Source organism: Streptomyces sp. NPDC006733, from assembly GCF_040636125.1.
In the GTDB taxonomy this organism is placed as follows: Bacteria; Actinomycetota; Actinomycetes; order Streptomycetales; family Streptomycetaceae; genus Actinacidiphila.
Genome location: NZ_JBEYJD010000022.1, coordinates 38,600 through 63,780, shown reverse-complemented (window position 1 = coordinate 63,780; position 25,181 = coordinate 38,600). Strand labels below are relative to the sequence as shown.

21 protein-coding genes are annotated in these 25,181 nt (G+C 73.1%); 13 read left to right on the top strand and 8 right to left on the bottom strand.

Going from position 1 to position 25,181, the window contains the following annotated elements; translation table 11 throughout:
- Nucleotides 1-120: 120 nt before the first annotated feature.
- Together ABZ721_RS20630 and ABZ721_RS20625 are read left to right on the top strand one after the other, a co-directional pair.
- Entirely contained in the window at nt 121-1,521 is a 1,401-nt protein-coding gene (locus tag ABZ721_RS20630; RefSeq protein ID WP_358790079.1) for an aldehyde dehydrogenase family protein, read from the top strand.
- Nucleotides 1,522-1,659: 138 nt separating this feature from the next.
- Complete coding sequence (locus ABZ721_RS20625) at nt 1,660-2,745, top strand: Zn-dependent alcohol dehydrogenase (protein WP_358790078.1); 1,086 nt, start codon at nt 1,660-1,662, stop codon at nt 2,743-2,745.
- 38 nt (nt 2,746-2,783) lie between these two features.
- On the opposite strand, the gene ABZ721_RS20620 is transcribed toward ABZ721_RS20625, so the two are convergent.
- Nucleotides 2,784-3,290 carry a DUF402 domain-containing protein gene (locus ABZ721_RS20620; protein WP_358790077.1) on the bottom strand — a complete coding sequence of 169 codons (507 nt, stop codon included), beginning with the start codon at nt 3,288-3,290 and terminating at the stop codon, nt 2,784-2,786.
- Nucleotides 3,283-3,969, bottom strand: a complete 687-nt coding sequence (locus ABZ721_RS20615; RefSeq protein WP_358790076.1) for a TetR/AcrR family transcriptional regulator C-terminal domain-containing protein — start codon at nt 3,967-3,969, stop codon at nt 3,283-3,285. The genes ABZ721_RS20620 and ABZ721_RS20615 overlap by 8 nt, the downstream gene beginning before the upstream one ends.
- A 62-nt stretch (nt 3,970-4,031) precedes the next feature.
- On the opposite strand from ABZ721_RS20615, the gene ABZ721_RS20610 reads away from it, so the two are divergent.
- On the top strand, nt 4,032-5,192 hold the full coding sequence (locus ABZ721_RS20610) for an acyl-CoA dehydrogenase family protein (RefSeq protein WP_358790075.1): 1,161 nt from the start codon (nt 4,032-4,034) through the stop codon (nt 5,190-5,192).
- A gap of 84 nt (nt 5,193-5,276) precedes the next feature.
- Nucleotides 5,277-5,912: a TetR/AcrR family transcriptional regulator gene (locus ABZ721_RS20605; protein ID WP_358790074.1), complete on the top strand. Its 636-nt coding sequence runs from the start codon at nt 5,277-5,279 to the stop codon at nt 5,910-5,912.
- A gap of 58 nt (nt 5,913-5,970) precedes the next feature.
- Here the strand turns inward: ABZ721_RS20605 and ABZ721_RS20600 are convergent, their stop codons facing one another.
- Both ABZ721_RS20600 and ABZ721_RS20595 read right to left on the bottom strand, forming a co-directional pair.
- A complete protein-coding gene (locus tag ABZ721_RS20600) occupies nt 5,971-6,432 on the bottom strand; it encodes a MaoC family dehydratase (RefSeq protein ID WP_358790073.1) in 462 nt (153 codons plus the stop codon).
- 118 nt (nt 6,433-6,550) lie between these two features.
- Nucleotides 6,551-7,984 (bottom strand): amidase, encoded by a 1,434-nt coding sequence (locus ABZ721_RS20595; protein ID WP_358790072.1) that lies wholly within the window; start codon nt 7,982-7,984, stop codon nt 6,551-6,553.
- 163 nt (nt 7,985-8,147) lie between these two features.
- On the opposite strand from ABZ721_RS20595, the gene ABZ721_RS20590 reads away from it, so the two are divergent.
- From ABZ721_RS20590 to ABZ721_RS20580, 3 genes are all read left to right on the top strand, one after another.
- On the top strand, nt 8,148-9,686 hold the full coding sequence (locus tag ABZ721_RS20590) for a hypothetical protein (protein WP_358790071.1): 1,539 nt from the start codon (nt 8,148-8,150) through the stop codon (nt 9,684-9,686).
- Nucleotides 9,687-9,735: 49 nt separating this feature from the next.
- Nucleotides 9,736-10,536 carry an aminotransferase class IV gene (locus ABZ721_RS20585; RefSeq protein ID WP_358790070.1) on the top strand — a complete coding sequence of 267 codons (801 nt, stop codon included), beginning with the start codon at nt 9,736-9,738 and terminating at the stop codon, nt 10,534-10,536.
- Nucleotides 10,537-10,690: 154 nt separating this feature from the next.
- A complete protein-coding gene (locus tag ABZ721_RS20580; RefSeq protein WP_358790069.1) occupies nt 10,691-13,516 on the top strand; it encodes a penicillin acylase family protein in 2,826 nt (941 codons plus the stop codon).
- Between the two features lie 169 nt (nt 13,517-13,685).
- On the opposite strand, the gene ABZ721_RS20575 is transcribed toward ABZ721_RS20580, so the two are convergent.
- Nucleotides 13,686-15,023, bottom strand: coding sequence for a serine-threonine protein kinase (locus tag ABZ721_RS20575; RefSeq protein ID WP_358790068.1), 1,338 nt, complete (start codon nt 15,021-15,023; stop codon nt 13,686-13,688).
- A 249-nt stretch (nt 15,024-15,272) separates the two neighbouring features.
- On the opposite strand from ABZ721_RS20575, the gene ABZ721_RS20570 reads away from it, so the two are divergent.
- Genes ABZ721_RS20570 through ABZ721_RS20555 form a run of 4 tightly spaced genes read left to right on the top strand, consistent with a single transcriptional unit; the run spans nt 15,273 to nt 19,358 of the window.
- A complete protein-coding gene (locus ABZ721_RS20570) occupies nt 15,273-16,049 on the top strand; it encodes an SDR family oxidoreductase (protein ID WP_358790146.1) in 777 nt (258 codons plus the stop codon).
- The gene (locus ABZ721_RS20565) at nt 16,046-17,698 is read left to right on the top strand and encodes an AMP-binding protein (RefSeq protein ID WP_358790067.1); all 1,653 of its coding nucleotides are present in this window, start codon (nt 16,046-16,048) and stop codon (nt 17,696-17,698) included. The genes ABZ721_RS20570 and ABZ721_RS20565 overlap by 4 nt, the downstream gene beginning before the upstream one ends.
- Before the next feature lie 55 nt (nt 17,699-17,753).
- Nucleotides 17,754-18,353, top strand: a complete 600-nt coding sequence (locus ABZ721_RS20560; protein ID WP_358790066.1) for a TetR/AcrR family transcriptional regulator — start codon at nt 17,754-17,756, stop codon at nt 18,351-18,353.
- Between the two features lie 18 nt (nt 18,354-18,371).
- Nucleotides 18,372-19,358: an NADPH:quinone oxidoreductase family protein gene (locus ABZ721_RS20555; RefSeq protein ID WP_358790065.1), complete on the top strand. Its 987-nt coding sequence runs from the start codon at nt 18,372-18,374 to the stop codon at nt 19,356-19,358.
- Between the two features lie 154 nt (nt 19,359-19,512).
- On the opposite strand, the gene ABZ721_RS20550 is transcribed toward ABZ721_RS20555, so the two are convergent.
- Both ABZ721_RS20550 and ABZ721_RS20545 read right to left on the bottom strand, forming a co-directional pair.
- Nucleotides 19,513-20,727 (bottom strand): acyl-CoA dehydrogenase family protein, encoded by a 1,215-nt coding sequence (locus tag ABZ721_RS20550; RefSeq protein ID WP_358790064.1) that lies wholly within the window; start codon nt 20,725-20,727, stop codon nt 19,513-19,515.
- A gap of 6 nt (nt 20,728-20,733) precedes the next feature.
- The gene (locus ABZ721_RS20545; protein ID WP_358790063.1) at nt 20,734-21,771 is read right to left on the bottom strand and encodes a phosphotransferase family protein; all 1,038 of its coding nucleotides are present in this window, start codon (nt 21,769-21,771) and stop codon (nt 20,734-20,736) included.
- 157 nt (nt 21,772-21,928) lie between these two features.
- Between ABZ721_RS20545 and ABZ721_RS20540 the strand changes: the two genes are divergently transcribed.
- Complete coding sequence (locus ABZ721_RS20540) at nt 21,929-22,852, top strand: ADP-ribosylglycohydrolase family protein (RefSeq protein WP_358790062.1); 924 nt, start codon at nt 21,929-21,931, stop codon at nt 22,850-22,852.
- 11 nt (nt 22,853-22,863) lie between these two features.
- Entirely contained in the window at nt 22,864-24,201 is a 1,338-nt protein-coding gene (locus tag ABZ721_RS20535; protein WP_358790061.1) for a glucarate dehydratase family protein, read from the top strand.
- 35 nt (nt 24,202-24,236) lie between these two features.
- Here ABZ721_RS20535 and ABZ721_RS20530 read toward each other — a convergent pair whose 3' ends face one another.
- Entirely contained in the window at nt 24,237-25,175 is a 939-nt protein-coding gene (locus tag ABZ721_RS20530; protein WP_358790060.1) for an MBL fold metallo-hydrolase, read from the bottom strand.
- Between the last annotated feature and the right edge of the window lie 6 nt (nt 25,176-25,181).

Genomic DNA, 25,181 nt, shown 5'->3' with positions numbered 1-25,181 from the left:
ATGTCCACCGGTCCCCGTGTGACGTGAGCCAGAGCACGGGAGAGCCTCTGGCGTGCGAAAACTAACAGCGCTAGTTTGGGCGGGTCAGGGAGACCCGCCCCCTACCGGGAGGACGACGACGTGAAGGCTCACGACGGCATGTACATCGACGGAGCCTGGCGCCCCGCCGCCGGGCACGAGTCGATCGAGGTGGTCAACCCGGCGGACGAGCAGGTCATCGCCTCCGTGCCGGCCGGCACGGCGCAGGACGTCGACGCCGCCGTGCGCGCCGCCCGCGCGGCGCTCCCCGGCTGGGCCGCGACCGCGCCCGCCGACCGCGCCGCCCTGATCGGCGCGGTACGCGACCGGCTGATCGCCCGCCGCGAGGAGATCGCCGGGACCATCAGCGCCGAACTCGGCGCCCCGCTCGGCTTCGCGGCCGCCGTCCACACCGACCTGCCGATCGCCGTCGCCGGCTCGTACGCGCAGCTGGCCGCGTCGTACGCCTTCGAGGAGAAGGTCGGCAACTCCACCGTGCTGCAGGAGCCGGTGGGCGTCGTCGGCGCCATCACGCCCTGGAACTACCCGCTGCACCAGATCGTCGCCAAGGTCGCGCCCGCGCTGGCGGCCGGCTGCACGATCGTCCTCAAGCCCGCCGAGGACACCCCGCTCACCGCGCAGCTCTTCGCCGAGGCCGTCGACGAGGCGGGCCTGCCCGCCGGGGTGTTCAACCTCGTCACCGGCCTCGGCCCGGTCGCCGGACAGGCGCTGGCCGCCCACGAGGACGTGGACCTCGTCTCGTTCACCGGCTCCACGGCCGTCGGCAAGCAGATCGGCGCCACCGCCGGCGCCGCGGTCAAGCGCGTGGCGCTCGAACTCGGCGGCAAGTCCGCCAACGTCATCCTGCCGAGCGCCGACCTCGCCAAGGCGGTCAACGTGGGCCTCGGCAACGTCTTCGCCAACTCCGGCCAGACCTGCAGCGCGTGGACGCGGATGCTCGTCGACGCCGACCGGTACGACGAGGCCGTGGAGCTGGCCGCGGCCGCCGCCGCCAAGTACGTGCCGGGCGACCGGCTCGGCCCCGTCGTCAGCCGCAAGCAGCGCGACCGGGTCCGCGGCTACATCCAGCGCGGCATCGACGAGGGCGCCCGGGTCGTCGCGGGCGGACCCGACGCCCCCGAAGGACTCACCGACGGCTACTACGTCCGCCCGACCGTCTTCGCCGACGTCACGCCCGACATGGCCATCGCCCAGGAGGAGATCTTCGGCCCGGTCGTCGCGATCCTGAAGTACCAGGACGAGGACGACGCGCTGCGCATCGCCAACGGCACCGTCTACGGTCTGGCGGGGGCGGTCTGGGCCGGCGAGGAGGGGGAGGCCGTGGCCTTCGCCCGCCGGATGGACACCGGGCAGGTCGACATCAACGGCGGCCGGTTCAACCCGCTGGCACCGTTCGGCGGCTACAAGCAGTCGGGCGTCGGGCGCGAGCTGGGCGCGCACGGCCTGGCGGAGTACCTGCAGACGAAGTCGCTGCAGTTCTGAGCAGTGCTGAGTCGCGTTTCCGCGGCCCGGCCCGCGTCCTGATGCCGAGGCCTGGTACCCCCAAGGCCTGGTGCCGAGGCCGGGCCGCCCGCCCAGCTGGTGATCCGTAGTCCGAGCAGAGAGTCCGAGAGGAATTCCGTGGTCCGCGCCGCCGTCCTTCCCGCCGTCAGCCAGCCCCTGATCGTCACCGAGATCGAGATCCCGGCACCGGGCCCCGGCCAGGTCCGGGTCCGCCTCGCCGCCGCGGGTGTCTGCCACTCCGACCTGTCGCTGTCCAACGGGACGCTGCGCCAGCCCGCCCCGGCCGTCCTGGGGCACGAGGGCGCCGGAACCGTCATTGAGGTGGGCGAGGGGGTCACGGCGGTCGCGCCGGGCGACCGCGTCGTCCTCAACTGGGCCCCCTCCTGCGGAGCCTGCCACTTCTGCGCCCTCGACGAGCCGTGGCTCTGCGCCAACGCGGGCACCGGCGCCACGACCCCGTACGCGAAGCTCGCCTCCGACGGGAGCGAGCTGTACGCGGGCCTGGGCACCGCCGTCTTCGCCGAGGAGACGGTCGTCCCCGAGAACGCGATCCTGCCGCTCCCGGACGGCATCCCGCTCACCGACGCCGCGCTGCTCGGCTGCGCGGTCCTGACCGGTTACGGCGCCGTCCACCACGCCGCGCGGGTGCGCGGCGGGGAGTCGGTGGCGGTCTTCGGCGTCGGCGGCGTCGGGCTCTCCGTGCTGCAGTCCGCGCGCATCGCGGACGCCGGACCGGTGATCGCCGTCGACGTCTCGCCCGCGAAGGAGGAGCTGGCGCGGGCGGCGGGAGCCACCGACTTCCTGCTCGCCTCCGACGACACCGCCAAGCAGATCCGCAAGCTCACCGGCGGGTACGGGGCGGACGTGGCCATCGAGTGCGTCGGCCGCGCCGACACGATCCGCACGGCCTGGTCGTCGACCCGGCGCGGGGGCCGGACGACGGTGGTCGGCATCGGCGGGCAGGACCAGCAGGTCACGTTCACCGCGCTGGAGCTGTTCTACTTCGGCCGGACGCTGTCGGGCTGCGTGTTCGGCAACAGCGACCCGGCGCGGGACCTGCCGGTGCTGGCGGAGCACATCCGGGCCGGGCGCCTCGACCTGGGCGGCATGGTGACGGAACGGATCGGTCTTGACGGGATCCCGGCGGCGTTCTCGGCGATGACGCAGGGCCGTGGCGGCCGGGCCCTGGTCGTCTTCGACTGAGCCCCCGGGAGCTGCCGGCCGTTCTGCCACCGGCGCGGCTACTCCACGAGGGCGAGCCACTCGCGGTGGACCGTGGAGAACGGCTCGGCGCCGTCGGCGATCTGCCGCATCAGCCACCGTGCGGACGCGGCGGCCCGTTCGACGACCTCGGGCGGGTAGCCGTACCGCACCTGGTGGTCGGCGAACTCGTCCTCGTCCAGCAGGCGCGGGGCCGGCACACCGCGCTTGCGGACGACGTCGAGGTCCAGGTCGACCATGGTGACCTCGGTCTCGGAGATCCACTGGGGCGGCGTGGTGATGTCGCAGTAGATCTCGGTGGGGCGGGGGGCCGCGTTGAACGTCGCGGTCCACCACGCCTCGCGGGGGAACAGGAGCACGTACGCCTCCGGGAAGACGATGCCCGGCTCGTGCCCCTTCCGCGAGGAGCTGCCGCCGGAGACGCCGAGCCAGACGCCGTGCTCGTCCTCGCCCAGCCGTCGCATCTCCATGTTCCAGTGCAGCGACCCGTCGTACTTCCGGTACCTCACCCGCACGTCGTCAGACATGCGGGGCATCGTAACCGCCGGCCTCGTACTGGATCGCGAGACCGTCGACCAGCGCCCGCAGGCCCGTCTCGAACGCGCCCTCGTCGACCTGCTGCTGGTGCTCCGCCAGCAGGTGCGCGCTGCCCAGGCGGGGGTAGTCGGCGGGGTCGTACGCGCCCGCGTCGTCGACGAAGCCGCGGGCGAAGGAGCCGAGGGCGGAGCCCGCGACGAAGTAGCGCATCAGCGCGCCGATCCTGGTCGCCTGGGCGGGGGGCCAGCCGGCGTCCACCATGGCGCCGAAGACGGCGTCGGCCATCCGCAGGCCGGCCGGCCTGCGGCCGGGGCCCTGGGCGAGGAACGGGACGATGTTCGGGTGCGCGGTCAGGGCCGCGCGGTAGGAGCGGCCCCAGGCCAGCAGCGCCGCCCGCCAGTCGGGGCCGCCCTGGAGCTCCTGGGACCCCTGGGGCCCCTGGGACCGCTGGAACATCGACAGATCGACCTGGGAGACGACGGTGTCGGCCACCGCGTCCAGGATGTCGTCCTTGACCTTGAAGTGGTTGTAGAGCGACGGCCCGCTGACTCCGAGTTCGGCCGCGAGCCGCCGCGTCGAGAGCGCCGGCAGCCCTTCCGCGTCCACGAGGGACAGGGCGGCGGCGACGATCAGTTCGCGGTTCAGGAGGGGCTTGCGAGGGCGGGCCATGGCACGCATAGTAGGGCCTGCACCCTAAAAACTAGCGGTGCTAATTTATGGGAGGTGCCCCCGTGGACCTTGCGCTCTCGCAGGAGCAGACCGCCGTCCGGCAGCTCGCCCGGGACTTCACCGAGCGCGAGATCACCCCGCACGCGGTGGCGTGGGACCGCGCCGAGAGCGTGGACCGCGGGATCGTCAAGAAGCTCGGCGCGCTCGGCTTCCTCGGGCTGACGATCGACGAGGAGTACGGCGGCTCCGGCGGCGACCACCTGGCGTACTGCCTGGTCACCGAGGAGCTGGGACGCGGCGACTCCGCCGTCCGCGGCATCGTCTCGGTGTCGCTGGGGCTGGTCGCCAAGTCGATCGCGCACTGGGGGAGCGAGGAGCAGAAGCAGCGGTGGCTGCCGCGGCTCACCTCCGGCGACGCGGTGGGCTGCTTCGGGCTGACCGAGCCCGGCACCGGTTCCGACGCCGCGAACCTGACCACCCGCGCGGTGCGGGACGGCGACTCGTACGTCATCACCGGCTCCAAGATGTTCATCACCAACGGCACCTGGGCCGATGTCGTGCTGCTCTTCGCCCGCACCGGCGACCCGGAGCGGGCGCCCGGGCACAAGGGCGTCAGCGCCTTCCTGGTGCCGACCGACACCCCTGGGCTCACCCGCCGGGAGATCCACGGCAAGCTCGGGCTGCGCGGCCAGGCCACCGCCGAGCTGGTGCTCGACGGGGTCCGGGTGCCGGCCTCCGCCATGATCGCGCCCGAGGGCAAGGGCTTCTCGGTGGCGATGTCCGCCCTGGCCAAGGGCCGGATGTCGGTCGCGGCGGGCTGCGTCGGCATCGCGCAGGCGTGCCTGGACGCGGCCGTGGCGTACGCGGGGGAGCGCGAGCAGTTCGGGAAGCCGATCGCCCACCACCAGCTGGTGCAGGAGCTGATCTCCGACATCGCCGTGGACGTGGACGCCGCCCGGCTGCTGACCTGGCGCGTCGCCGACCACATCGACCGCGGGCTGCCCTTCGCCACCGAGTCGTCGGTGGCGAAGCTCTACGCGAGCGAGGCCGCGGTGCGGGCCGCCAACAACGCGCTGCAGGTGTTCGGCGGGTACGGGTACATCGACGAGTACCCGGCGGGGAAGCTGCTGCGGGACGCGCGCGTCATGACGCTGTACGAGGGCACCAGCCAGATCCACAAGCTGCTCATCGGGCGCGCCCTGACGGGGGTCTCGGCCTTCTGAGCCGCCGCCGGCGTCGCCGCCGGTCCGATTGACCGACCGGACGGTATCTAAGCGCTTGCTCACCTTGGCTGTAGGGTGTCGGCCATGGATGTGGAGGCAGGAACGCCCGACGCGTGGAGCGACGTCACCCCGGATGCTGCCCGCCGGCTGGTGATCGCCGCGGTCGAGGCGTTCGCCGAGCGCGGGTACCACGCGACGACGACCCGGGACATCGCCGGACGCGCGGGCATGAGCCCCGCGGCGCTCTACATCCACTACAAGACCAAGGAAGAGCTGCTCTACCAGATCAGCCGGGTCGGGCACCTGCGCTCCGTCGGGCTGCTCGAAGAGGCCGCAGGCGGCGCCGGTGCGCCGGGGGAGCGGCTCGCCGTCGCCGTCCGGGCCTTCGTCAGCTGGCACGCCGAGCGGCACACCACCGCGCGCGTCGTGCAGTACGAGCTGGGCGCGCTCGCGGAGGACCACTACACCGAGATCGTCGCGCTGCGCCGCAAGTCCGAGCGCGCGGTCCGCTCGATCATCGAGGACGGCGTGCGGACCGGCGAGTTCGACGTGCCGGACGTCGCGGGCACCGCCCTCGCCATCCTGTCGCTGTGCATCGACGTCGCCCGGTGGTTCAACCCCGACGGACGCCGCACGCCCGACGACGTCGGCGTGCTCTACGCCGACCTCGTCGGGCGGATGGTCAGCCCGCGCCAGCCGGTGCCGGCCGACCAGTCATAGCGTGCGGGCCGACCTGCCGTAACCGTGCCGGCCGGCCCACCGTGGCCGCCGGCGCTGCTCAGAGGTAGAAGCGGGCCACCGTCTCCGCGACGCAGACCGGCTTGTCGCCGCCCTCGCGCTCGATCGTCACCTTGGTGACGAGCTGGACGCCGCCGCCGACCTCGCTGACCTCCGCGATCTGCGCCGTCGCCCGCAGCCGCGACCCGACTGGGACGGGCGCGGGGAAGCGGACCTTGTTGACGCCGTAGTTGACGCCCATCTTCACGCCCTCGACCCGGAAGAGCTCCGGCGTGAGCGACGGGATCAGCGACAGCGTCAGGTAGCCGTGCGCGATGGTGGTGCCGAACGGTCCCTGCGCGGCCTTCTCCGGGTCGACGTGGATCCACTGGTGGTCGCCGGTGGCCTCCGCGAACAGGTCGATCCGCTTCTGGTCGACCTCCAGCCAGCCGGTCGTACCGAGCTGCTCGCCGACCGCCGCCCGGAGATCGTCCAGCGAAGCGAAGATCCTGGCCTGCGACATCTGATGCCTCCTGTGCCCAACTGTCCGACGGGTTACCAAGCGCTTGCTCAGCATGGTTCCGGTCGACGGCCGTGTCAACGCCCGGACGGGGGCACAGGAGGGACTCAGTGCCTCGCGGTCACCAGATGGCGGGGTGCCGCCGCGCCCAGGGCCGGGCCGCCTCCAGCTGCGCGGAGAGCGAGATGAGCGTGGCCTCGTCGCCGTACCGGCCGCCGAACATCACGCCGATCGGCAGGCCCGCCTCCGTCCAGTGCAGCGGGACGGACACCGCGGGCTGGCCGGTGGCGTTGTAGAGCGGGGTGAACGGCGTGAAGGCCGCCAGGCCGGCGAACTCCGCCTCGGGGTCGCCGTCGTTGCGCAGCCCGCCGACCGGGGCGGGCGGCTGGGCGAGCGTCGGGGTCAGGATGACGTCGTACGACGACAGCAGCGCGTCGGCGATCAGCTGTCCCAGGGCGCGGAACGCGTACAGCGCTCCCGCGAACTCCGGCCCCGACACCCGGCCGCCCTGCTCGCGCAGGTGCCGGGTGAGCGGCATCAGCAGCTCCTCGTGCTCCGGGGCGACCGGGTAGACGGTCGACATCACGGCCCACACCCGGCTGAAGGCGTCGCGGACGGAGTCGTCGACGGGCAGCTCCATCTCGTCCACCTGGTGGCCGAGGTCGCGCAGCAGACCGGCCGTCCCGTCGAACGCCGCCCGGCAGTCCGGGTGCAGCTCGACGCCGGGCACCGGCGGGGTCGGCAGCGCGACCACCCGCAGCGGGCCCGGCTCGACCCCGGCGTACGAGGCGAAGGTCGCGCCCTGCGGCAGCGAGGGCGCGCCGTACGGGATGCCGGGCATCGGGCCGGCCAGCACGTCGAGCAGCGTGGCGGCGTCGGCGACGCTGCGGGCGAGCGGCCCGGACGTGGCCAGGCCGCTCACGTCGTGCTGCACCGGCCCGCCGCTGACGCGCCCCCGGCTCGGCTTGATCCCGAACAGCCCGCAGACGGACGCCGGGATGCGGATCGAGCCGCCGCCGTCGCTGCCCTGGGCGATCGGCGCCAGCCCGGCGGCGACCGCCGCGCCGGCGCCCCCGCTGGACCCGCCGGCGGACCGCTCCAGGTCCCACGGGGTGCGGGCGGGCGGCGCGAGCTGGTTCTCGGTGTAGCAGGGCAGCCCGAACTCGGGGGTGTTGGTCTTGCCGAGCAGGATCGTGCCCGCCTCGCGGAGCCTGGTCACCACATGGTCGTCGATGTCCGGCACGTGGTCGGCGTACGCCCGCGAGCCGAGCGTGCAGCGCACCCCCGCCACGAAGTTGAGGTCCTTGACCGGCACCGGAACCCCGTACAGCGGCGCCAGCTCCCGCCCCTCACGGCGCGCGGCGAGCGCCTCGCCCTCCGCGTCGGCCGCCTGCTTGCGGGCGATCTCGGGGGTCACGGTGATGTACGCGCCCACGGTCTCGTTGAGCCGCTCGACGCGGTCGAGATAGTGCTCGGTCAACTCGACCGGCGACACGGTCCCGCTCCGTATCCCCTCCGCCTGCTCCACCGCGGTCAGATCGTGCAGCTGCGCCATGGCTGTCCCGTCCTCTGCTCGTTCGACATCCCGTCACCGTGCGCCGCGATCCTCGCACTACCCGTCGGTAGCAATCCAGACCCCGGAACCAGCCGCACGGCGGCCGGGGGTGATGGGTCATGATGCGGGATGCCCGTACGCGGGCCGACGCCATGGAGGACAGGTGACGGAGGCGGTGAGCCACCCGGTGCTGGAACACGGGGCCCAGTTGTGCGGCCTCGCCGAGAACGAGGCGCTGCCGCGGCGGCTGCTCGCCCGTTTCGTCGAGCGTGCCGACCAGGATCTCCTCGGCGAACTCGCCACGCGGACCGACCTCGGGCCCGGCCTGCGGCGCGCGCTGGTCGAGCGGGGCGCCAGTCGGGTGCTGCAGGCGCTGGTGTGGGCCGGGTCCCTGCCGTTGGAGGAGGTGCCGCGGGACGACCCGAAGGTGGCGCTCGCCGCCCTCGTCAGCGGCTTGGCGCCGCTCTCCTGGGCGGCGGAGCTCGCCCGCTGTCCCGACCGGGACGTCCGTTGGGAGGTGGCGGACCTGGAACAGGACCTCGGCGAGACGTTCCACGTCCTCGCCGACGACCCGGACCACAGCGTGCTGCAGGCGCTCGCAGGCAACGCGGCGCTGCCGTCCGACCTGATGGAGACGCTCGCGCGGCACCCGAGCACCGCCGTCCGCTCCGCGCTGGCCCAAAACGACCGGGCTCCGGCCCGCATCCTCGCCGGGCTGCTCGCCGACGGCGGCAGCCCGCCGCCCACCATGTGCGGTTCGTGCCACACCGTCGCGGACCCTGACGAGCGCCGTGCCCAGTGCGGCGACCACGCCCCCGGCATCCTTGAGGTCCAGCTCTCCGCACTGCGGAATCCCGCGACGCCGCCGGACGGCATGGCGGCGTTCATCTCCCTGCCGGAACCCTGGCAGCGCGCCTTGATCGCGGAACGCCCCGGCGTCGCGGAAGAGGTGTACACCGCGCTGGCCGACGACCCCGCCCCGTCGGTCCGGGCCGCTCTGGCCGGAAACCCCGACGTCCCCGCATCGCTGCTGCGACGCCTCGCCGGGGATCCGTCCTCCGAGGTCCGCCGCGAGCTCGGCGCCAACCCGGCCATTTCGCTGGACCTGCTCATGACGATCGCGGCCCGCCGGCGCCCTCCCCGGGAGATCCTGCCGAGGATCGCCGCCGCGTCCGAGGACGAACTGCGGCAGCTGGCCGCGTCTCCCGTCGCCCAGGTGCGCGCACTCGCCGCCGTCCGGGAGGACCTCCCCGCCGATCTGCTCGCCGGGTTGGCCGGGGACCCGGACGCGGGTGTGGCCCAGCGGATCGCGTCCCATCCGTCCCTCACCGCGGCCCATCTGCGGGCCATCGCGGAACGGCACGGGCCGGCTGTCTACAGTGCGGTCGCCACCAATCCGCACTGCCCCGCCGATCTGCTGCACCGGATGGCGCTCGACTCGCACGCGGTGCGCAAGGCGCTGCGCCCCATCGCCCGCCACCCGGCGGCCACGGCGGAGACGCTGCTGATCTGCCTGGAGCACTCCGACAGCCGCCGCCACGCTGCCCTGCACCCCGCACTGCCTCCAGAGGTCGTGGTGGAACTGCTGGGCTACCCCGACTGGGCCGTGGCCTCCGCGGCGGCGGAGAACAGCGCCCTCCCCGTGGCCGTGATGGAGCGGCTGCTCGACGGCTGGCTGCCGGGGGCTCCGGCGGAGAGCTGACGCCGGTACTCCCGGCGACCCGCGGGGGCGGCGTGATTGGGTAGCCGGTATGACTGGTACTCCTGGCTCAGCTCCCGCCTTCCGGATCGAGATCGACGGCCGTCCCGCCACCGCTGACGACCTGGCGCGGTTCGTCATGGTCAGCAGTTACGGGCACTTCACCGCCATGCAGGTCAGGGGGCGGGCGGTGCGGGGGCTCGGGTTTCATGTCGAGCGGCTGGACGGTGCCACGCGGGAGTTGTTCGGGACCGGGCTGGACGGCGGGCGGGTGCTCGACGCGGTGCGGCACGCGCTGGGGGACGACGTCGACGCTTCGGTGCGCGTCAACGTCTACCGTCCCGACGGTGCCGACGACGTCTCCCTGCTGGTGTCGGTCCGGGGGCCCGGGGCCGCGCCCAGCGGGGCGCAGAGCCTGATGACCGTCGACTACCAGCGGCCGGTGGCCCAGGTGAAGCACGTCGGCGGCTTCGCCCAGGGGTACTTCGGCAACGCCGCGCGCGAGGCCGGGTTCGACGAGGCGCTGCTCGTCGGGCCCGGCGGCGTGATCGCCGAGGGGGCGATCACCAACGTCGGCTTCGCGGACGGCGACACGGTCGTGTGGCCCGACGCGCCCGCCCTGCACGGCATCACGATGCGGGTGCTCCAGCGGGAGATGGACGCGGCCGGGGTGCCGTGGCGGCACCAGCGGGTGACGGTGGCGGACGTGCCCGGGTTCGACGGCGCCTTCGCCTGCAACTCGCGGGGGATCGCTCCGATCGGGCGGCTGGACGAGCAACTCCTGCCCACCGGAGCGGAACTGGTGAAGCGGGTGATCGGGCTCTTCGAGGCCGCTCCCCGGGACGCGCTGTGAGCCGGTGAGCGGCGGACGTGCGGGTACGGCGTCGCCTCGTCGGTAAACCTTCCGGAGGCCGGAAGTGCCGAACAAAAAGGTGACGCATGTTCACCTTCCGGCCGGAGCGTACCGGCGGTAACCTCCGGCCCATCGGCCTCCGGGAGGAGCAGGAATGCCACAACGCACCGGCAAACTACGCACCGGCAAGGTAGGCGCCCGCAAGGGCAAGGCGGTCACCCGCAGGTTCAGATCCGTGACCGCGGCGGCGCTGCTCGCGCTCGGCGTCACCCTCGTCGTACCGCTGCCGCAGACGGCCGCGGCCGCGGACCCCGTCATCGACTACTGCCAGGGCCGGTGCGGCGACATCCTGCCGGCCGGCGAGAACGGCAACGCGACGCTCGCCGACATCCTCGCCCACAAGGTCCTCGGCACCCGCCCCGCGCACGCCGCCGACCAGCTCGGACCGTACGCCAACCTCGCCACCGGCTACCCGTCGCTCACCGACGCCTCCATCAGCACCTTCTTCAACGACGCCTCCTTCGGCGTCCCCTCCGGCCAGGTCGCGTCCGTGACCACGCCCCGCGCCGACGTCACCATCACCCGCGACAAGAAGACCGGTGTCCCGCACATCAAGGGCACCACCCGCGAGGGGACCGAGTACGGCGCCGGATACGCGGCGGCGCAGGACCGGCTGTGGCTGATGGACCTGTTCCGGCACGTCGGGCGCGGCCAGCTGTCGTCCTTCGCGGGCGGCGCGGCCGCCAACCGGGAGCTGGAGCAGGAGTTCTGGCGGGCCGCCCCGTACACGGAGGCCGACCTCCAGGCGCAGGTGGACCAGCTCACGGCGAACAGCGGCCCGCGCGGGCAGCAGGCGCTCGCCGACGTGACGGCGTACGTCGCCGGCATCAACGCCTACATCACCGCGGCCAAGAACGGCCGCTACTTCCCCGGCGAGTACGTGCTGACCGGACAGATCGACGCGATCACCAACGCCGGTGAGATCCAGCCATTCAAGCTCACCGACCTGATCGCGCTCGGCTCGGTCATCGGCGCGCTGTTCGGCTCCGGCGGCGGCGGTGAGGTGGAGAGCGCGCTGTCGCTGCTCGCCGCCCAGCAGAAGTACGGCGTCACGCAGGGCACCACGGTCTGGGAGACGTTCCGCGAGCGCAACGACCCCGAGGCGACGCTGACCCTGCACGACGGCTCCAGCTTCCCGTACGCGGGCAAGCCCGCGAACCCGCAGGGCGCGGCGATGCCGGTGCCCGGCACCGTCGTCGCGGAACCGCTGGTCTACGACCAGACCGGCGGCGCGACGACCGCCGCGAAGACGCCGGTCAAGGCCGGGCCGCTCAAGGCCGCGCAGGGGATCTTCGACAACGGGGCGCTGCCGGCGAACCTGTTCTCCACCAAGAAGGGCATGTCCAACGCCCTGGTGGTCAGCGGCGCGCACACCGCCGGCGGCCATCCGCTCGCCGTGTTCGGCCCGCAGACCGGGTACTTCGCGCCCCAGCTGCTGATGCTCCAGGAGCTGCAGGGCCCGGGGATCAGCGCGCGCGGCGCCTCGTTCGCCGGGCTGGGGATGTACGTGGAGCTCGGCCGCGGCCAGGACTACGCCTGGAGCGCCACCTCGGCCGGCCAGGACATCACCGACACCTACGCCGTCGAGCTGTGCCAGGACGCCGTGCACTACGTCTACCACGGCGTCTGCACGGCGATGGAGAAGCTGGAGCGCGTCAACTCCTGGAAGCCCACGGTCGCGGACTCGACGGCGGCGGGCTCCTACCGGATGCAGGTCTACCGCACGGCGTACGGGCCGGTGGCCTACCGCGCGACGGTCGGCGGCAAGGCGGTCGCGTACACCACGCTGCGCAGCTCGTACCGGCACGAGGCCGACTCGATCCTCGGGTTCCAGATGCTGAACGACCCCGGCTTCGTCCATGACGCGGCCTCGTTCCAGCAGGCCACCCAGAACATCAACTACACCTTCAACTGGTTCTACGCGGACTCCCGGCAGACCGCGTACTTCAACAGCGGGACCAATCCGGTGCGGGCCGCGGGCGTCGACCCGTCCTTCCCGGTGAAGGCGGAGGCCGCCTACGAGTGGCAGGGCTGGAACCCGGCGACGAACACCGCCACCTACACCCCGCCGGCGCAGCACCCGCAATCCGTCGACCAGGACTACTACATCTCCTGGAACAACAAGCAGGCCAAGGACTTCACCTCGGCCGGCTTCGGCAACGGCTCCGTGCACCGCGGGGATCTGCTGAACGACCGGGTGAAGCAGCTCGTCGCCGCGGGCGGGGTGACCCGGTCCGCGCTCACCAAGGCGATGGCCGACGCCGCGCTGACCGACCTGCGCGGCGAGGACGTCCTGCCCGAGCTGCTGCGCGTGCTGCGCAGCGCCCCGGTCACCGACCCGCAACTGGTCACCGCCGTGCAGCAGTTGTCCGACTGGGGCGCGGCGGGCAGCAAGCGCAGGGAGACCGCGGCGGGCTCCCACGTCTACGCGAACGCGGACGCGGTCCGCACGATGGACGCGTGGTGGCCGCTGCTGGTCGACGGCGCGTTCCGGCCCGGCCTCGGCGACGGCCTGTACGCGGCGCTGACGTCCAACCTGTCGATCGACGAGTCACCGTCGGCCGGCCACGGGCCGACCGGGGCGCACGCGGGCAGCGCGTTCCAGTACGGCTGGTGGAGCTACACCGACAAGGACCTGCGCACGGTCCTCGGCGACCCCGTGCAGGGCTGGACGCCGCAGGCCTTCTGCGGCGGCGGCACCCTCGGCGGCTGCCGTGACGTGCTGCTGGCCACGTTGAAGCAGGCGGTCGCGAAGCCCGCGACCGCCGTCTACCCGGCCGACGCGAACTGCTCGGCCGGCGACCAGTGGTGCTCCGACTCGATCATCCAGCGTCCGCTGGGCGGGATCACCCAGGACAAGATCAGCTGGCAGAACCGCCCGACCTTCCAGCAGGTCGTCGAGTTCCCCGCGCACCGGTAGCGGCTCACGGTGAACGGGTGAGCGCCGCGGGGCGGGAATCGGGTCGATACCCGTCCCGCGGCGAGCACCAGGGGGCTGGAATCGGGTCGGGACCCGTCCCGCGGCGAGGACCACGGGACAGGGGCTCAGGTCGGGGATCCGTCCCCCGGCGAGCGCCAGGGGGCGGGGCTCAGGCCGGGATCCGTCCCGCGGCGATCACCACGCGCGCCAGTTCCTCGTGGCAGATGTCGCTGTGCGCGCCCGCCGGCGGCGGGCCGCTGCGCACGATGGCCGACACGTCCACGCTGACGCACCCGGTCGCCGGGAACCGGCCGGTGCGGGCGTCCTCGACCGTCGCCTTGCGGGTGCCGGTCACGGCCTGGATGCCGTCGTAGCCCATCGCGCCCCAGCGGTCGCCGAGCCCGAGGAGCGAGGTGTCGTCGCGCGACAGCCGTGACGCGATCGGGTAGATCACGCTGAGCGCCGTGTCGTGGCGGGAGAAACAGGACACCACGGGGCCGTCCACCCGCTGCTCGACGTCGTGCAGCACGCCCGAGCGCGACGGGTCACCCGGCAGTTGGCGCGCGTACGCGTAGTGCGAGAAGGCCCCTTGGAGCAGCGTCACGGACTTCACGTTGTGCGCGCCGGCGGGCAGTCCGAGCAGGGCGAACGACACCAGCCGGGCGCCGAAGCTGTGCCCCACCAGGTGCACCCGCGCCGGCGTCGCCGGCTGCGCGAGGCGGCCCAGCACCGGGCCGAGGCCCCGCTGGCCGATCGTGCCGGCCCGCCGCTTCATCGCGAAGTACGTCGCCTGCCGCAGCAGTTCGTGCGCGCCGTTCCACAGCCGCTTGCGGATCCCGCCGAACAGCTGCGGTTCCTCGGGCCCGTCGGGGCCGCAGTCCACGCCCGTCTCCTGGAGGGCGGCGGTGAACTCCGCGCAGAGCGCCACCGGGTCGTCCAGCAGGATCGCCGGGTCGGACTGCGAGCCGTCGTCGGAGTCCGCGGCGAACGCGGCGGCCGGGCAGCCCTCCGGCAGCTTCACGAGGTCGCGGACCAGGCGCACGTACTCCTCGAACGCCTCGGGGGAGTCGGGGCACTCCCGCAGCAGCTCCGCCAGCCGCGCCACCGTCGCGCCCTGCTCGGGGAACATGGCGGTCAGGGCCCGGCACGTCTCCTCGCTCAGCTCCGTCCTGCCGGTCGGGGCGGGGGCGATCGTCAGCGCGGGGGTGAAGTCCGGGATGGGCTCGTCGCTGAAGCGCATGGCGGGCCAGAGCACGCCGACGTAGCCCAGCCGCGCGCCGGCGCCGGGGCCGAGCAGCCCGGGGAAGGGCGCGAAGAAGCGGTCGTAGAGCCAGGTCGCCATGGACTGGTCGTTGTTCCAGCCGTGCGCGAACACCAGCAGATCGGTGACGCCCGCGGCGGCCGCGCCCGCCTGCAGCTGATCGCGCTGCCGCGCGTCGACGTCGCCGTCCTCGTCGAAGGTCAGCTCCCAGTAGGGCCGCACACTCGTCACACTCGTCAGCGTCACGGCGGTCTCCTCAGGTCACGATCCGCGCCATGTGCCCGCATCATCCCGAACGGGGAGGAGACCGGCCATACCCCGCGCATACGATTTTGCCCTTCCGTGCACCTGACCGACCGCTTAGTATGCGAAGGGAGCCGTACCCGAGTCGGACCCGAGAGCCGTACCCAGGCCGCACCCAAGAGCCGTACCGAGCCGTACCTGAGCCGTATCCAGTCGAGATGCAGTCGAGTCGAAGGAGACACGATCGTGGCCGTGGAAACCCTGCGCGATGCCCGAGTGGTCGTCACCGGGGCAGGTGGCGGCATCGGCGCCGCGCTGGCCCGCAGATTCGCCGCCGAGGGCGCGCGGGTCGTGGTCAACGACCTGAACGCCGCAGCCGCGCAGGCCGTCGCCGACGAGATCGGCGGCATCGCGGTGCCCGGCGACGCCTCGGGGATCGTCGGCAAGGCGCGGGACGCGCTCGACGGCACGATCGACGTCTTCTGCGCCAACGCCGGCATCGGCACCGGCGGCCCGGACGCCACCGACGAGGAGTGGGAGCACTCCTGGGACGTCAACGTCATGAGCCACGTCCGGGCCGCCCGCGAGCTGCTGCCCGAGTGGCTGGAGCGCGGCAGCGGCCGGTTCGTCGCCACCGTCTCCGCCGCCGGGCTGCTCACCATGGTCGGCGCGGCGCCGTACTCGGTGACCAAGCACGGCGCCTACGCGTACGCCGAGTGGCTGTCGCTCACCTACCGGCACCGCGGCATCCGCGTGCACGCGGTCTGCCCGCAGGGCGTGCGGACCGACATGATGCGGGCGGCCGGGGCCGCGGGCGAGCTGGTGCTCGCGCCCACCGCGATCGAGCCGGAGGAGCTCGCCGACGCCGTCATGGCCGGCATCGCCGCCGAGCGGTTCCTGATCCTGCCGCACCCGGAGGTCGCCCAGTACTACGCGGCCCGCGCCGCGGACCCGGAGCAGTGGATCGACGGCATGAACCGCCTGCAGCGGAAACTGGAGCGCGCGACGGAGGGCGGGGACCGCTCGTGACCTCCTACGCCGCCAAGCCGTGGCTCCGGCACTTCACCGAGGAGCAGCGCGCGCTGCCCGCGGCCCCGCCGAGCGTGCTGCACGCCTTCCGTGACGCGGTCGCCCGCGTCCCCGACCGCGCCGCCCTCGCCTACTTCGACGGCCGGCTGACCTACCGCGAGGTCGACGAGCTCTCCGACGGCCTGGCGAACCACCTGGCGGCCCGCGGCTTCGCGCCCGGCGACCGGCTCGCGGTGATGCTGCAGAACATCCCGCAGTTCGTCATCACGCTGCTCGGCGCGTGGAAGGCCGGCGGCGTGGTCGTGCCGGTCAACCCGATGTACAAGACGCACGAGCTCTCCCACATCCTCGCCGACGCCGGGGTCCGGGCGATCGTCTGCTCCGACCGGGCCTGGGACGGCTACGTCCGGCAGACCGCCGCCGGCTCGCCGGCCACGATCGCGCTGGTCACCAGCGAGCTGGACCTGCAGACCCGCGACGACCGCCGCGTGCTGCCCGCCGAACGGCTGCCCGCCCCCGACGACGCGGACGACCTGCTCGACGCGGCCCGCGCCGCCGCGGGGCCCGGGCCCGCGGCGCTCCCCGAGCGCGACGGCACCGCGCTGATCAGCTACACCTCCGGGACCACCGGCGCGCCCAAGGGCGCGATGAACACCCACGGCAACCTCGCCTACAACGCCGACCGGCAGCGCGTCATGCTCGCCCTGCCGGACGGCTCGGTGATCTTCGCGCTGGCGCCGCTCTTCCACATCACCGGCATGGTGGCCCAGCTCTCCTCGGCCGTCGCCAACGGCGCCACCCTGGCGCTGACCAACCGCTTCGAGGCGGGCGTCGTGCTGGAGGCGTTCCAGGAGTACCGCCCGGCCTACACCGTCGGTCCCGCCACCGCCTTCATGGCGCTGATGGCCCGCCCGGAGGCCACGCCGGACCACTTCTCGTCGTTCCACTACATCTACTCGGGCGGCGCGCCCCTGCCGCCGGCCATCGTCGAGGGGTTCCGCGAGCGGTTCGGGCCCTACATCCGCAACGGCTACGGCCTGACGGAGTGCACCGCGCCCTGCGCGAGCGTCCCCGCCGGCCAGGAGGCACCCGTCGACCCGGAGTCCGGCACCCTGTCCGTCGGCGTCCCCGGCCCCGACACCGTGGTGCGCATCATCGACGAGCACGGCGCGGACGTGCCGTTCGGCACGCACGGCGAGATCGGCGTGCGCGGCCCGATGGTGGTCCCCGGCTACTGGAACCGCCCCGAGGAGTCGGCGGCGGCCCTGCCCGGCGGCGAGCTGCGCACCGGCGACATCGGCTTCATGGACGAGGAGGGCTGGCTCTACGTCGTCGACCGCAAGAAGGACATGATCAACGCGTCCGGCTTCAAGGTCTGGCCGCGCGAGGTCGAGGACGTGCTCTACACCCACCCCGCCGTCCGGGAGGCGGCCGTCGTCGGCATCCCCGACGCGTACCGGGGCGAGAGCGTCAAGGCGTACGTCAGCCTGCGGCCGGGGGTGGCCGCCGAGCCCGCCGATCTCATCGCGTACTGCAAGGAGCGGCTCGCCGCCTACAAGTACCCGCGCGAGGTGGAGGTCATCGAGGAACTGCCCAAGACCACGACGGGCAAGATCCTGCGGCGCGAACTGAAGGCCCGGGCCGGATAGGGTCCATACCGGTCGGAATGTCGACCGGCGCATCGGCACGGAGAAAGGGCAGGCCATGGCACGCAGCACGACCACGAAGGCGACCGCGGTTCCCGAGCGGCTGCTCGCCGAGGCCACCCGCCTCTTCGCCGAGCGCGGCTACGACCGCACCTCGGTGCAGGAGATCGTCGAAGCGGCGGGGGTGACGAAGGGCGCGCTCTACCACTACTTCGGCTCCAAGGACGACCTGCTGCACGAGATCTACGGCCGCGTGCTGCGGCTGCAGACCGAGCGCCTCGACTCCATCGCCGCCCAGGACGCGCCGGTCGCCACCCGGCTGGCGGAGGCCGCCGCCGACGTCGTCGTCACCAGTATCGGGAACCTGGACGACACCAAGATCTTCTTCCGGTCCATGCACCAGCTGAGCCCGGAGAAGCAGAAGGCGGTGCGTGCCGAGCGCCGCCGCTACCACGAGAAGTTCCGGGCCCTGATCGAGGAGGGCCAGAAGGACGGGGTCTTCCGCACCGAGCTGCGGCCCGACCTCGTCGTCGACTACTTCTTCGGCTCGGTGCACCACCTCGGCACCTGGTACCGCGCGGACGGCCCGCTGTCCGCGACGACGGTCGCCGAGGACTTCGCAGACATGCTGCTGCACTCGGTGCGGCAGCCCAGCTGACAACCCTGGAGGTACCTGGTGAAGGCATGGCGCGTGCACGAGAACGGGGAGCCGCGCGAGGCGATGCGCCTCGACGAGGTACCGGATCCGCAGCCCGGCCCCGGTGAGGTGCTGGTGCGGGTGCGCGCCGCGAACATCAACTTCCCCGACGCCCTGCTGTGCCGCGGCCAGTACCAGATCCGCCCGCCGCTGCCGTTCACCCCGGGCGTCGAGCTGTGCGGCGAGATCCTCGCCCTCGGCGAGGGCGTGACGGGCCTCGACGTCGGCGCCCGGATCATCTCCCCGGCCTCGCTGCCGCACGGCGCGTTCGCGGAACTGGCCGTCGTCAGCGCCGCTTCGGTGCTGCCGGCGCCCGAGGCGCTGGACGACGCCGAGGCCGCGGCCCTGCACATCGGCTACCAGACCGGCCTGTTCGGGCTGCACCGCCGGGCCGCCCTGCAGCCCGGCGAGGTCCTGCTGGTGCACGCCGCCGCGGGCGGCGTCGGCAGCGCGGCGATCCAGCTCGGCAAGGCCGCCGGCGCCACCGTCATCGGCGTCACCGGCGGGCCGGAGAAGGCGAAGGTCGCCCGCGAGCTGGGCGCGGACCTGGTCGTCGACCGGTACGGCGAGGACTTCGTGGCCGTCGTCAAGGAGGCCACCAACGGCCGCGGCGCGAACGTCGTCTACGACCCGGTGGGCGGCGACGCCTACACGAAGTCGACGAAGTGCATCGCCTTCGAGGGCCGCATCGTCATCGTCGGCTTCACCAGCGGCACGGTCCCGACCCCGGGCCTGAACCACGCCCTCGTCAAGAACTACTCGATCCTCGGCCTGCACTGGGGCCTGTACAACACGAAGGACCCGCAGGCGGTCCTGCAGGCCCACGAGACCCTCACCCGGCTGGCCGCCGAGGGCAGCGTCAAGCCCTACGTCAGCGAGCGCGTCCCGCTCGCGGGCGCGGCGGAAGCGGTCCAGCGGGTGGCGGACGGCAAGACCACCGGCCGGGTAGTGGTCGTCAACACCTGACGGCACTACCGGGTCCGAACGTGAGGGGCCGGGGTCGCAGGCGTGGGGGTTCGAAATGCTGCCGTGTATCTGTGGGCGGCCACACCCGTAGTTACACGATTTCGAACCCTCGCGCCGGAGATCCCGGCCCCGCCCCCACGAAGCAGCGGCAGGCTTACACGTACTTCTTCAGCTCGCGACGCGCCAGCGAGCGCTTGTGCACCTCGTCCGGGCCGTCCGCCAGGCGCAGCGTCCGGGTGGCCGCCCACAGCTCCGCCAGCGGGAAGTCCTGGCTCACGCCGCCGGCGCCGTGCACCTGGATCGCGCGGTCGATGATCTTCTGCACCGCGGCCGGGGTGGCGATCTTGATCGACTGGATCTCGGTGTGCGCGCCCCGGTTGCCGACCGTGTCCATCAGCCAGGCCGTCTTCAGCACCAGCAGCCGCAGCAGCTCGATCTCGACCCGCGCCTCGGCGATCCACTCCTGCACGACGCCCTGCTCGGCGATCGGCTTGCCGAACGCCACCCGGTCCGTCGCCCGCCGGCACATCAGCTCGACCGCGCGCTCGGCCATCCCGATCAGCCGCATGCAGTGGTGGATCCGGCCCGGCCCCAGCCGCGCCTGGGCGATGGCGAAGCCGCCGCCCTCCTCGCCGATCAGGTTCTCGGCCGGCACCCGCACGTCGGTGAAGACCACCTCGGCGTGCCCGCCGTGGTCGCCGTCGTCGTAGCCGAACACCCGCATGCCGCGGCGGACCTCGACCCCGGGAGTGTCGCGCGGCACGAGGATCTGGCTCTGCTGGCGGTGCCGCTCGGCCGACGGGTCGCTCTTGCCCATCACGATCATGATCGCGCACTTCGGGTTCATCGCCCCGGAGATGTACCACTTGCGGCCGTTGACGACGTAGGAGTCGCCGTCGCGCTCGATGCGGGTCTCGATGTTGGTCGCGTCCGACGAGGCGACGTCGGGCTCCGTCATCGCGAACGCCGACCGGATCTCGCCGGCGAGCAGCGGCTCCAGCCACTGCTTGCGCTGCTGCTCGGTGCCGAACTCGCTCAGCACCTCCATGTTCCCGGTGTCGGGCGCGGCGCAGTTCAGCGCCGGCGGCGCCAGGTGCGGGCTGCGGCCGGTGATCTCGGCCAGCGGCGCGTACTGCAGGTTGGTCAGCCCCGCCCCGCGCTCGCCGGGCAGGAAGAGGTTCCACAGGCCCTGCCGCTTCGCCTCCGCCTTCAGCTCCCCGACGACGGGCGGCGCGGACCAGCGGGCGTCGCCCTCGGCCTGCTCGCGCTGGGCGGCGAAGACCGGCTCGGCCGGGTAGACGTGCGACTCCATGAACGCGGTGAGCCGCGTCCGCAGTTCCTCGGTACGGGCGTCGTAGGCGAAATCCATCAGTCCTCAGTCCTCCTGGGGCTGGAGCCGGAGCTTGAGCAGCCCGCGGTCGATGAAGGCGGGAACCAGCGCGCCGATCCGGTCGAAACCGGCCCCGACGGTCTGGCCGAGCGTGAAGCGGTAGTGGATGCCCTCGAGGATCACGGCGAGCTTGAAGTAGGCGAAGGCCGTGTACCAGTCGATGGCGGAGGTGTCGCGGCCGGACCGCTCGGCGTACCGCTCGACCAGCTCCCGGGCGTCGGGGTGGCCGGGCGCGTCGCCGGTGGTGGACACGGGCACGTCGGGGACGGTCTCCTGCTCGCTGTACATCACCAGCAGGCCGAGGTCGGTGAGCGGGTCGCCCAGGGTCGACATCTCCCAGTCCAGGACGGCCAGCACCCGGTCGTCGGCGCCGACGAGCACGTTGTCGAGCCGGTAGTCGCCGTGCACGACGGTGGGCGCGGGCGAGGCGGGCAGCGCCTTGCCGAGCGCGGTGTGCAGCTCCGCGATGCCGGGCAGCTCGCGGCTGGTGGACGCCTCCAGCTGCTTGCCCCAGCGGCGCAGCTGCCGCTCCAGGAAGCCCTCGGGCCGCCCGAAGCTCTCCAGGCCGACGGCCGCCGGATCCACCGCGTGCAGGTCCACCAGGGTGTCCAGCAGCCCCAGCACGACCTCGCGGGTGCGCTCGGGGCCGATCCCGGCGAGCTGCTCCGCGGTGCGGTACGGGGTGCCGTCCACGAAGTCCATGACGTAGAACGGGGCGCCGATCACCTCGGGGTCCTCGCACAGCAGCACCGTGCCGGGCACCGGGACCGGGGTGTCGCGCAGCGCGCTGATCACCCGGTGCTCGCGCGTCATGTCGTGCGCGGTGGCCAGCACGTGCCCCAGCGGCGGCCGCCGCACGACCCACCGCGCGGTGCCGTCGGTGACGGCGTACGTCAGGTTGGAGCGGCCGCCCTCGATCAGCCTGGCGCGCAGGGCGCCGCGCACCAGACCCGGGCGCTCCCGGTCCAGATGTTCGCGCAGCCGACCGAGGTCGAGCCCCGGTGGATTGTCCGTCTCGCTCATCGTCTGCTCCTCACCACCCGGCACACCTTGGTCCTGGCGTTCCTGCCATCATGCCGACCAGTCGGTATGTCGTCCAGTGCGGATCCGGAATCCGGTGTTGTGGGCTGGTTCCTACTGCGAGACTGACCCTTCCGCCCATGCCCTTCGAGGAGCCTAGATGTACATCCCCGCCGCCGCCCTGGACTCGCTCCACGGACTCGCCCACGGGGACGCCTTCGGCGACCGCTGGTTCTCGCTGCTCCGTCGGTCCGGACCCGAGGCGCTGGACAGACGCGTGCTGCCGCCGCAGGAGACCTGGCTGTGGAGCGACGACACCGCGCAGGCGCTCGCGCTCGTGCGGGAGCTGGCCGAGAGCGGCGGCGAGGTCGACCAGGACCGGCTGGCCCGGCGCCTCGCCGACGAGTACGCCGCCGACGACCACCGCGGCTACGGCCCCTCCATGCACGACGTGCTGCGCCGGATCGGCGCCGGTGAGCCCTGGAAGGCGGTGGTGGCCGAGCAGTTCGAGGGGCTGGGCTCCTGGGGGAACGGGGCCGCCATGCGCGTCGCCCCGCTCGGCGCCTGGCACTGCCGGGACCTGGACGCGGTCGCGGAGCTCGCCGCCCGCCAGGCGGCCGTCTCCCACGGCCACCACGAGGCCGTCGTCGGGGCCGTGGCGGTGGCGGTCGCCGCCGCGCTCGCGGCCCGCGGCCGGGACGGCGCGGCGCCCGCCCGCGCCGACTTCCTGGGCGCCGTCGCCGACCGGCTCGACGTCTCCGACGTCCGCTCCGGTCTGCGCACCGCCTCGCGGATGTCGGAGTACGCCTCGGTCCGCCACGCGGCCGAGGTGCTCGGCTCGGGGTACCGGGTCTCGGCCCCCGACACGGTCCCGTTCGCCCTGTGGTGCGCGGCCAACCACCCCGACGACCTCCAGGAGTGCCTGTGGTTCACGGTCTCCGGTCTCGGCGACATGGACACCACCTGCGCCATCGCGGGCGGCGTGGTCGCCGCCCGCACCGGGGTCGCGGCCCTGCCGCCGGCCTGGCACGCGGCCCGGGAGGCGTTGCCGGCATGGGTTGACGCGGACTCGGCCCCCGCCTAGCCTCTGGACTTATGGGTGAACGGTATTCACATACACAGACAGCGGCGGATGCCGGGGCACTGACGGTGACGGAGGTCAGGCTCACGCCGATCCTGATCGCCGACCCGCCGCTGCTCAACACCCAGGGCGTGCACCAGCCCTACACCCCGCGCCTGATCATCGAGGTGGTCACCGCCGACGGCACGGTGGGCGTCGGCGAGACCTACGGCGACACCCGCTACCTGGAGCTCGCCGCCCCGCTGGGCAAGGCGCTGCCCGGTCACGCGGTCAGCGACCTGAACGGGCTGTTCTCGCTCGCCGAGCGGGTCTGCGGCGATCCCGGGAACCCCGACGACGTCTCGGACTCCGTCGACGTCGGCGGGCTGCGCGGCGTGCAGACCGCCGACAAGCTGCGGCTCTCCGTCATCTCCGGCTTCGAGGTCGCCTGCCTCGACGCGCTCGGCAAGATCCAGGGCCTGCCCGTGCACGCGCTGCTCGGCGGCAAGGTCCGCGACACCGTCGAGTACAGCGCCTACCTCTTCTACCGCTGGGCGCACCACCCCGGCGCGGACACCCCGCGGGACGACTGGGGCGCCGCGCTCGACCCGGCCGGGGTCGTCGCCCAGGCCCGCCGCTTCGCCGACACGTACGGGTTCGGCTCGTTCAAGCTCAAGGGCGGGGTCTTCCCGCCCGACGAGGAGATCGCCGCCGTCCGGGCGCTGGCCGCGGCGTTCCCCGGACAGCCGCTGCGGCTGGACCCCAACGGCGCCTGGTCCGTGGAGACCTCCCTGCGGGTCGCCGCCGAACTGGGCGACGTCCTGGAGTACCTGGAGGACCCGGCCAGCACGACGGGCCGGATGGCGGAGGTCGCGGCGGGCACGGACGTGCCGCTGGCCACCAACATGTGCGTGACGACGTTCCCGGAGATCCGGGAGGCCTTCGCGACGGGCGCCGTGCAGGTGGTGCTCTCCGACCACCACTACTGGGGCGGCCTGCGCAACACCCGCGAACTGGCCGCGATCTGCCGCGCCTTCGGCGTCGGCCTGTCCATGCACTCCAACACCCACCTGGGCATCAGCCTGGCGGCGATGACCCACGTGGCCGCGACCGTCCCCAACCTCGACTACGCCTGCGACTCGCACTACCCCTGGCAGACCGACGACGTCATCACGTCCCGGCACGTCTTCACCGACGGCCGCCTCACCGTCTCCGACGCGCCCGGCCTCGGCGTCGAACTCGACCGCGACGCCCTCGAGGTGCTCCACCAGCGCTGGCTGGACGACGACGGCACGCTCCGCGACCGCGACGACGCGGCCGCGATGCGCCTGGCCGAGCCGGACTGGCGGACGCCGGCCGTGCCGCGCTGGTAGCGCGGGCGGCTCACCGCCGCGCCACCGCCGCGGTTCTACGCGTGGCACGCCACCGGGACGCCGCCGTTCATCTTGGTCATGTCGGCGAACGCCGCCGGCACGTCCAGCGGGGCGCCCGGGGCGATGCCGTCGAGTTCGGCGTAGACGCGGTGCAGGTTGGCGACCAGGCGCTCGGACTCCCGTAGTTGGGCGAAGGGGCCGAGGTCGGCGGCGCGGGCGGTCTCCAGCGGGGTGCGGCCGGCGGCGCGGCCGCTCTCCGCGAGGGCGCCGAGGTGGCGCAGGTACCGCTCCATGGTGTCGAAGGCGCCGGGGTCGGTCACCGGGCCGTGCCCGGGGACGACGATCTCGGCGTCCAGCGACCGCAGCAGGTCCAGCGCGCGCAGCGACCCGTTCAGCGACCCCATCAGGATGAACGGCGTGCCGCCGTTGAAGACCAGGTCGCCCGTGAACACGATGCGCTGGCGCGGCAGCCACACGATGGTGTCGCCGGGCGTGTGCGCCACCCCCGGGTGGAACAGCCGGACCTCGGAGCCGGCCGTGTGCAGCCGCATCGACTCGGAGTACGTGACGGTGGGCGGGGTGATCCGGATGTCGCCGTAGTCGACGTCCGGCCACACCCCGTGCAGCTGGCGGCCGGCCGCCAGCACCTCGCTGCGGCAGGCGGTGTGCCCGACGATCGCCGAGCCGCCCGCCGCGAACAGGCCGTTGCCGTAGGTGTGGTCGCCGTGGTGGTGGGTGTTGACGACGTACTCCGGATGCGGCGCGCCCGCCGCCGTGATGGCGTCGCGCAGCAGCCGGGTGCGGCGCTCGGTGGCGGCGGTGTCCACCAGCAGGGTGCTCGTGCCGTCGCTGACGAAGCCAGCGTTGCTCAGGCACCACCCGCCGTCGGGCTGGCAGAAAGCATGGACGTCAGGAGCCAGTTCCATGAGATACGGCTCCGTGCCCGTGGTGTCGGCAATCGACGGCGTGCCCATGCGTGC

Excerpts from the sequence above, each read along its gene's own strand:
- ABZ721_RS20585 (WP_358790070.1), top strand. The coding sequence starts at position 9,736 with ATGACTGGTACTCCTGGCTCAGCTCCCGCCTTCCGGATCGAGATCGAC.
- ABZ721_RS20600 (WP_358790073.1), bottom strand. The coding sequence starts at position 6,432 with ATGTCGCAGGCCAGGATCTTCGCTTCGCTGGACGATCTCCGGGCGGCG.
- ABZ721_RS20595 (WP_358790072.1), bottom strand. The coding sequence starts at position 7,984 with ATGGCGCAGCTGCACGATCTGACCGCGGTGGAGCAGGCGGAGGGGATA.
- ABZ721_RS20605 (WP_358790074.1), top strand. The coding sequence starts at position 5,277 with ATGGATGTGGAGGCAGGAACGCCCGACGCGTGGAGCGACGTCACCCCG.
- ABZ721_RS20615 (WP_358790076.1), bottom strand. The coding sequence starts at position 3,969 with ATGGCCCGCCCTCGCAAGCCCCTCCTGAACCGCGAACTGATCGTCGCC.
- ABZ721_RS20530 (WP_358790060.1), bottom strand. The coding sequence starts at position 25,175 with ATGGGCACGCCGTCGATTGCCGACACCACGGGCACGGAGCCGTATCTC.
- ABZ721_RS20535 (WP_358790061.1), top strand. The coding sequence starts at position 22,864 with ATGGGTGAACGGTATTCACATACACAGACAGCGGCGGATGCCGGGGCA.
- ABZ721_RS20545 (WP_358790063.1), bottom strand. The coding sequence starts at position 21,771 with ATGAGCGAGACGGACAATCCACCGGGGCTCGACCTCGGTCGGCTGCGC.
- ABZ721_RS20550 (WP_358790064.1), bottom strand. The coding sequence starts at position 20,727 with ATGGATTTCGCCTACGACGCCCGTACCGAGGAACTGCGGACGCGGCTC.
- ABZ721_RS20620 (WP_358790077.1), bottom strand. The coding sequence starts at position 3,290 with ATGTCTGACGACGTGCGGGTGAGGTACCGGAAGTACGACGGGTCGCTG.
- ABZ721_RS20580 (WP_358790069.1), top strand. The coding sequence starts at position 10,691 with ATGCCACAACGCACCGGCAAACTACGCACCGGCAAGGTAGGCGCCCGC.
- ABZ721_RS20540 (WP_358790062.1), top strand. The coding sequence starts at position 21,929 with ATGTACATCCCCGCCGCCGCCCTGGACTCGCTCCACGGACTCGCCCAC.
- ABZ721_RS20560 (WP_358790066.1), top strand. The coding sequence starts at position 17,754 with ATGGCACGCAGCACGACCACGAAGGCGACCGCGGTTCCCGAGCGGCTG.